The 7,188-nt window shown below is 72.7% G+C and carries 8 protein-coding genes and 1 pseudogene; 5 read left to right on the top strand and 4 right to left on the bottom strand.

All coding sequences use genetic code 11. The features are described 5' to 3' along the window. The 3 genes from ACFY8W_RS36965 to ACFY8W_RS36955 all read left to right on the top strand — a co-directional run. Positions 1 to 630: LLM class flavin-dependent oxidoreductase (locus ACFY8W_RS36965; protein WP_391115383.1), on the top strand; the 630-nt coding region annotated here is incomplete at its 5' end. Positions 631 to 645: 15 nt separating this feature from the next. Further along, the gene (locus ACFY8W_RS36960; protein WP_391115381.1) at positions 646 to 1,773 is read left to right on the top strand and encodes an LLM class flavin-dependent oxidoreductase; all 1,128 of its coding nucleotides are present in this window, start codon (positions 646 to 648) and stop codon (positions 1,771 to 1,773) included. A gap of 85 nt (positions 1,774 to 1,858) precedes the next feature. Then, entirely contained in the window at positions 1,859 to 2,020 is a 162-nt protein-coding gene (locus tag ACFY8W_RS36955) for a hypothetical protein (protein WP_391115378.1), read from the top strand. Here ACFY8W_RS36955 and ACFY8W_RS36950 read toward each other — a convergent pair. Further along, positions 1,981 to 2,922 (bottom strand): bile acid:sodium symporter, encoded by a 942-nt coding sequence (locus tag ACFY8W_RS36950; protein WP_391115390.1) that lies wholly within the window; start codon positions 2,920 to 2,922, stop codon positions 1,981 to 1,983. The genes ACFY8W_RS36955 and ACFY8W_RS36950 overlap by 40 nt on opposite strands. 530 nt (positions 2,923 to 3,452) lie before the next feature. On the opposite strand from ACFY8W_RS36950, the pseudogene ACFY8W_RS36945 reads away from it, so the two are divergent. Then, positions 3,453 to 3,866, top strand: a pseudogene (locus ACFY8W_RS36945) (ATP-binding protein); the annotation flags it as partial. A 50-nt stretch (positions 3,867 to 3,916) separates the two neighbouring features. Here ACFY8W_RS36945 and ACFY8W_RS36940 read toward each other — a convergent pair. Continuing rightward, entirely contained in the window at positions 3,917 to 4,351 is a 435-nt protein-coding gene (locus ACFY8W_RS36940; protein ID WP_391115376.1) for a MarR family transcriptional regulator, read from the bottom strand. Positions 4,352 to 4,489: 138 nt separating this feature from the next. Here ACFY8W_RS36940 and ACFY8W_RS36935 point away from each other — a divergent pair, with 138 nt between their 5' ends. After that, the gene (locus ACFY8W_RS36935) at positions 4,490 to 5,347 is read left to right on the top strand and encodes an alpha/beta fold hydrolase (protein ID WP_391115373.1); all 858 of its coding nucleotides are present in this window, start codon (positions 4,490 to 4,492) and stop codon (positions 5,345 to 5,347) included. 117 nt (positions 5,348 to 5,464) lie between these two features. On the opposite strand, the gene ACFY8W_RS36930 is transcribed toward ACFY8W_RS36935, so the two are convergent. Both ACFY8W_RS36930 and ACFY8W_RS36925 read right to left on the bottom strand, forming a co-directional pair. Further along, positions 5,465 to 5,686, bottom strand: coding sequence for a 4Fe-4S domain-containing protein (locus ACFY8W_RS36930; protein ID WP_391115370.1), 222 nt, complete (start codon positions 5,684 to 5,686; stop codon positions 5,465 to 5,467). Continuing rightward, positions 5,683 to 6,882 (bottom strand): cytochrome P450, encoded by a 1,200-nt coding sequence (locus ACFY8W_RS36925; protein WP_391115367.1) that lies wholly within the window; start codon positions 6,880 to 6,882, stop codon positions 5,683 to 5,685. The genes ACFY8W_RS36930 and ACFY8W_RS36925 overlap by 4 nt, the downstream gene beginning before the upstream one ends. Positions 6,883 to 7,188: the final 306 nt, after the last annotated feature.

The raw sequence follows: 7,188 nt of genomic DNA, 5'->3' as shown, positions 1-7,188 counted from the left end.
AGGCCGTTCCAGCAGCCCGTACGGGTCTGGCACGGCAGCGCGACCAGCCGGGAGTCGGTCGACCTCGCCGCCCGCTACGGCGATCCGCTCTTCTCCGCCAACGTCACCCACCCGATCGAGCCGTACGCCGAACTCGTCCGCTACTACCGGGAGCGCTGGGAGCACCACGGCCACGACCCGGCCCGGGCCGTCGTCGGTGCGGGAACGGCCGGCTACTACGCGGCCCGCACCTCGCAGGAGGCCGTCGCCGCGTACCGGCCGGTGTTCGAGGGCCAGCTCGCGTTCCAGAAGAGCCAGGGCCTGGAGCCGGTGTTCACCACCCTGGAGGACTTCGTCGAACGCAGCTCGGCGCTGATCGGCAGCCCGCAGCAGATCATCGACAAGGTGCACCGCTACCACGAGCGGTTCGGGCACAGCGTGCTCCACCTGCACGCCGACGCGAGCGGCCTCACCCCGGCCGGGCACCGGGCGTCGCTCGAACTCTTCCAGTCCGAGATCGCGCCGGTGCTGCGCCGCGACATCCCGGACCCGCCGTTCCCCTGGGCCCCGGTCACCGCGGCACCCGAAGCCGGTCCCGGGCCCGGGACCGCGTTCCCGCGCGCATCGGCACCCGCGCCCACCGACCGCTGAGGAGCACCACCCGACATGTCCCGCACACCCCTCGGAGTCCTCGACCTCGTCCCCGTCCCGTCCGGCTCCACCGCGGCCGAGGCGCTGCGCAACACCATCGACCTGGCCCGGCAGACCGAGCGCCTCGGCTACGCCCGCTACTGGTTCGCCGAGCACCACCTCAACCCCGGTGTGGCCGGGGCCTCTCCCGCCGTCGTGCTGGCCCTGACCGCCTCCGCGACCACCACCATCAGAATCGGCTCCGGCGCCGTGCAGCTCGGTCACCGCACCGCGCTGTCCACCGTCGAGGAGTTCGGACTGATCGACGCGCTGCACCCCGGGCGACTCGACCTGGGCCTCGGCCGCTCCGGCGGACGACCCTCCGGGCAGACGCCGGGCCCCCGGCCGGCCACCACCCCCGTCGTCGACGGGCACGCGCCCAACGGCCTGCGGATCCCGCCCCGGTTCTCCTTCGAGCACCTGGCCGGGTCCCCCCGCTTCCGGCTCCAGCAGCGGTTGCTCCACCAGCCCGGCGCCCGCCCCCAGGACTACGGCGAGCAGGTCGACGACATCCTCGCGCTGCTGCGCGGCGACTACCGGGCCGCGGACGGGACCGAGGCGCACGCCGTCCCCGGCGAGGGCGCGGACGTCGAGGTCTGGATCCTCGGCAGCAGCGGCGGGGAGAGCGCCGAGGTCGCGGGCCGCAACGGCCTGCGCTTCGTCGCCAACTACCACGTCAGCCCGGCCACCGTGCTGGAGGCGGCGGACGGCTACCGCGCCGCGTTCGAGCCCTCCGACCACCTGGAGAAGCCCTACCTCAGCGTCTCCGCCGACGTGGTCGTCGCCGAGGACGACGAGACCGCCCGCGAACTGGCCGCCGGCTACGGCCCGTGGGTCCGCAGCATCCGCACCGCCGAGGGCGCCATCCCCTTCCCGAACCCGGACCAGGCCCGCGCCCACGCCTGGACCGAAGCGGACCGCGCCCTGGTCGCCGACCGCGTCGACACCCAGTTCGTCGGCTCGCCCGGGAGGGTCGCGGACCAGCTCGAACAACTGCAGGAGGCCACCGGCGCCGACGAGCTGATCATCACCACCATCACCCACGACCACGCCGACCGGGTCCGCTCCTACCGGCTGCTGGCGGAGGAGTGGCAACGCCGCTGAACCGGTCGCGGCCGGGCTCGGCGAAACGGCACGGGACCGGCATGCGAAGCCGGGCCAGCGCCACCCGGTCCGCTCCGGGGAGCGGGTGCGGCTGTCGTTCGTGAACACCGCGACGGTGTGGCATCCCGTGCACCTGCACGGGATGCCACACCTGCGTGCTCGCCGGCGGCGGCGCCCGCAAGGACACCTCGAGGAGACCTCCGCCCGTCAGCCGGCCGGGAGGAGGCGGGGGACCAGGCGTACGTAGGCGACCATTCCCAGGACTTCGACGAGGGTCTGGGTGACCACCACCACGGCCGCGACGGCGAAGGCGTCGGGCAGGACGAGGGCCAGGGGCAGGACGACCAGGGAGTTGCGGGTGGCGCCGGTGAAGACGATGGCCCGCGCGGCGCCCGTGCCGAGACGGAACAGGCGCGCGACGGCCTTGCCAGCGAAGGCCATGACCACGAGGAACGCGGCGTAGAAGGGCAGCACGGCGACGACGTCGGCGAGGCTGTCGCCGAGCTTCGGGATCTGCGAGGCGACGACCGTGAGGAGGGTGGCCGCCGTGAGCGGCACCATCGCCGTGGTCGCCGCGTCCGAGACCCTCCGGCCGGCCGCGCGGCGGGACGCCCATGCCTGCAGGGCCCACGCCACGGCGAGCGGGACGACGATCAGGACGAGGAAGGCGTCGAGGAAGGGCCCGGGCTCCACGACGTCCGCGAGACCGGGGCCCATGAACACGTACAGGAATCCGGGCAGCAGCAGCATCTGCGCCACCAGGAGCAGCGGTGTCGCGGCGAGAAGCCGGCGGCCGGAGCCGCCCGCCATGCCGCAGAAGACGATCACGTAGTCGACGCAGGGACAGAGCAGGACGAGCAGGACGCCGAGGCGGACCGCCTGGTCGGCGGGCAGGAACGTGAACATGGCGGCGACCACGAGCGGCACCACGACGAAGTTCACCACCAGAGCGGCCGCCAGGAAGCGGCCGCCGCGGAGGGAACGGAGCAGCTCGGCGGCGGGCACCTGGAGGAAGGTGACGAAGAGGAGGGCACCCAGCACGGGGTTGATGGCGTGCTCCAGGCCGGGACCGGCGGCCGGAGCGAGCCGTCCCAGCAGTCCGCCGGCGGCCATCGCCGCGAGGTAGATCGCCACCTGGTGGTCGTCCATCCGCCCGACCAGACCCTCGGACTCATGCTGCTGCACGCCGCTCCGCACTTCTCGTCGCCACTTCTCTTCGTCGTGCCGCCCCGGTGGCGGCCAGCGTACGCCCGGCGGACGCCCGCGCCGACGGCCGGGCGGCCGCGGCCCCCGGTTCGGACCGTCGAGGCGAGACGGACCGGGCGGCCACGGGGACTCGGCACCCACGGCCCGCACGGGGCCGCGCCGAGGCCTCACGCGGTGGCGCGGAGCCCTGATGTCCCGGCGACCGGGCCCGCGACGTGGTGCACGTACTCGCGGGCGTGGCGTGGCCGGCGGTCCAGGCCGGCGGGCGGCTGGGGCGGTTGTCGCGGGAGCGGCTCCAGGTCGCGGTGCGGTCGCGGGCCGCGATGTCCGCGGTGAGTCCGGCGACGCAGGCGAGCGCAAGATGCGGTCGGCGCTCCCCGGGCACGGTGGCGCAGGCGACGTCCTCGTAGCGGCTGCCGAGGAACCGGGAGCAGGCGACGGCGAGGATCCGGTCCCTGCGGACGGCGGCCCAGGCCGGACCGGTGGCGGCGAGGGCGGCGGGGCCGCCCCACGCGGCCGTCGGCGATCACCTGGCGCTCGCCGTGACGGGCCGTGCCCTGCCCGCCGGGAACCGTCGCGTGCTCGGTGCCTTCCAGCCCGGGCCGTGGTGGTCCTGGAGCGTCGGCGGCTCGTCGGCGAGGCCGAGGAGGCCCGCAGGAGCGCCGAGGGCAACAGGTCCGTACGTCCCTGCTCGCGGCCGTCAGCCATGAGCTGCGCACCCCGCTCGCCGGCATCAAGGCGTCGGTCGCGTATTCGGCGCCTTCCAGCGCTGCGGCGACGCGCCGCGCGGAGCGGGGGTCGGCCTCGGGCTCGCCGTCGCCCGCGGCTTCGTCGGGGCCATGGGCGGCACCTTGACCGCGGAGGCCACGCCGGGCGGCGGCCTGACATGGTGCTCGGCCTGCGCCAGGCGGACGACTGAAGGCGCCGGCTGGGGAGTTCAGCCGACGAGGTGCCGGGCGAGGACGTCGAGGGCGGCCTTGACCTCGGCCAGTTCGGTCGGGTTCGCCGTCCCGAGGGCGGCCGCCAGGGCGTCCTCGATTCCGGTACGGCGTACCTCGGCCACGCGCTCGGACACCTCGCCGGTCTGCCTGACCAGCACTCGGCGGCGGTCGGCCGGGTCCGGGGACGTCGCCACGGAGCCGGCCTCCTTCAGGCGGGCAACGGCCGCGGACACCTGGCTCTGCGGCAGACCGGTGCGCGTGACGATCTCGCTGATGGCGCTGTCCGGGTGGGCCGCGATGTCGCTGGCGACGATGAGGACGAGGCGGGTGCTGCCGGCGTAGCGGTCGGCGCCGCCGGGCGGTTCGGGCAGGGCGTCCTCGCCGATCTTCATCAGCGTGCGGCCCAGGAGGAAGAGCTCGACTCCGTTCACCTCCGGAGCTTACATCGGACTGGATCCATCGAACTTGATCCATCGAAACTGATTCATCGAGCTGGATGTATCGAGTTCGATGGGTTATGGTGGATGGGAAGCGACGGAGAGACTGTCGCCTCGACGAGGGGGAGAACCATGTCCAGCACCATGTACGCGACGCATGGCAAGGTGAGCGTTGCCGGAGCCGAACTCCACTACCAGGTGCAGGGGACCGGGCCCGTGCTGCTGGTCTCGCAGAGCGGCGAGGGTGACGCCGACCGGACCGTCGACCTGGTGCCGTTGCTCGCCGACGCCTACACGGTGGTCACCTACGACCGGCGCGGGCTGTCCCGCAGCCGGCTCGACGAGCCGGAGCGCGGTGCCACGCTCGCCGAGCACGCCGACGACGTCGCTCACCTGCTCGCCGCCGTCACCGACGAGCCCGCACTCATGCTCGGCTGCAGCTTCGGGGCGGTCGTGGGGCTGCACGCGGCCCTGCGGCACCCGGGGCGGATCCGCACGCTGGTCGCCCACGAGCCCGTCGCACCGTGTTTGTTGCCGGCGGAGGAACGCCGGCACCATGAGCGGGAGTTGACCGGCATCCAGGACCTCTACCGCCGAGAGGGCCTGCGTGCCGCTCTGCCGGAGATCGCCCGCGTCCTGGGCATCGACCCGTCCGGGAAGGACGCCGAGCCCGGCCTGACGCCGCAGCCCTTCGACGACAGGCGGGTGGCCAACTTCGACCGCTTCATCCGGCACGAGTTCAGCGCGCTCCTCGACGACACCCTCGAGCCCGCCCGGCTCGCCGGCCTCGCGGCCGCCGGCACCGTGGTCGTGCCCGCCGCCGGACTCACCACGCCGCCGACGGTCTTCGACCTCCGCTGCGCCGAGGCGTTGGCCGAGCTCACCGGGAACGCGCTCCGGCGGCTGCCCGGTGGCCACAACGGCAACACCAGTCACCCTCGGGCCTACGCTGCCCGCCTCCGCGACATACTCGCCGACAGCGTGGGCTGAGGCGGGCTGACGCGAGGCTGAGGCAGAACGGGGCCGGGCTGAGGCCGAGGTGGGACTCGGACTGGGGCTGGGCAGAGGCTGTGGCAGGGCTGGGGCTGGGCTGAAAGGGTCCGGTGTTCAGGAGTCGCCGGTCCCTCGCTCCCGGAGGGTGATCGCGCCGGACGGGCAGACGCCGACGGCCATCCGGGCGGCCGCCTGCTGGGAGACGGGCGGGGTGGCGTGCAGGAGGAGTACGAGGCCGTCCTCGGGGTCCTGGTCGAAGACGTCGGGCGCGGTCATGGCGCACATCCCGGCGCCGATGCAGCGCTCACGGTCGACGCTGAGGTGCGGTGAGGTCATGACGTCTCCTCGTCCCAGGTGACCGGGAGGCTCTTCACTCCGTAGATGTCCGCGGTCTCCGGGCGCAGGCCGACCTCCTCGGCCGGCACCGCCAGGCGCAGGGTGGGGAAGCGGTCGATCAGCGCGCGGAACGCGACGCGCATCTCGACGCGGGCCAGCTGCTGGCCCAGACACTGGTGGATGCCGTGGCTGAAGGCCAGGTGGCCGTCGTACTTCCGCCGGATGTCGAGGGCGTCGGGATCGGCGAAGCGCTCGGGGTCGCGGTTGGCGGTGTTGAAAGACAGGACCACCGTCGTGCCGGCCTCGATGGTCTGGCCGGCCAGCTCGACGTCCTCCAGCGCCGTGCGGTGGAAGGTCTTGGCGACGCTCAGGTACCGCAGCAGCTCTTCCACGGCCCCGTCGGTGAGCGTCGGGTCCTCGCGCAGCGCGGCCAGTTGCTCCGGGTTCCGGAGCAGGGCGAAGGTGCCGAGGGACAGCATGTTCGCGGTGGTGTCGAACCCGGCCGCCAGCAGGATCAGGCTGATGCCCTTCAGCTCCTCGTCGGTGAGGTCGCTGTCAGTGAGCTCACTGAGGACGTCGTCGGTGGGGTTCGCCCGCTTGGCGGCGACCAGGCGCGCCAGGTACTCCTGGGTCGCGGTGTAGGCGGCGATCAGCTCCTCGTCGCTCACCTCGCCACCCATGAACGCGTCGATCTGCTCCTGGAAGTAGGCCCGGTCCTCGTAGGGCACGCCCAGGATCTCGCAGATCACGATGGTCGGGATGGGCTTGGCGAACGCGGTCACCAGGTCCACCGGCCCTCCGGCCTCCGCCATCGCGTCCAGGCGTTCGGCGGTGATCTGCTCGATGCGCTCGGTCAGCAGTCGCATGCGCCGGACGGTGAACTTGCCCACCAGCGGCTTGCGGTAGCGGCTGTGCTGCGGCTCGTCCATGAGGAGGAACTCGCCGGGCGGCGCCGGCGGCAGCTCGAAGTCGACCACGTTCATCAGGTCCTTGCGGGAGCTGAAGCGCGGGTCGGCCAGGACCGACCTGACCAGGTCGTAACCGGTGATCATCCACCCGGGTTTGCCGCCGGGATGCGTGTAGCGGCTGATCGGGCCGTGCCGGCGGGCCTCGCGCAGCTCGGCCGGCGGGTCGAAGGGGCAGCCGGCGGGGCGGTTCGTCGGCAGCGTGGTGACGGTGTGCGGGGATTCGCTCATGGCCATTCCTCAGCTCGCGGCTTGTGTGTTTGACGCATCCGAAAGCTACGTTGCGTTCAGAATATCGTCAACTAACTGAGGGGCCTTTTCGCTGGTGAGAGGTGGGAAATTGATGCAATGACGGGTGAGGTGAAAGCAACGCGCCGTTGCAATGAGGAAGAGGTTAAGGCAATGGTCTGTGGTCGTGGACCGGTGGACGCGCGGGTGCGTGGGCGTGTGCGCCTGCGGGTGGGTAAGGGCGTGCGCCTGTTGCTGTTGCTGTTGCTGTTGCTGTTGCTGTTGCTGTTGCTGTTGCTGTTGCTTGTC

The sequence above is a fragment of the Streptomyces sp. NPDC012637 genome, from assembly GCF_042954805.1.
In the GTDB taxonomy this organism is placed as follows: domain Bacteria; phylum Actinomycetota; class Actinomycetes; order Streptomycetales; family Streptomycetaceae; genus Streptomyces.
Note: the sequence above shows the minus strand (reverse complement) of the source record. Positions and strands in the feature narration are given on the sequence as shown.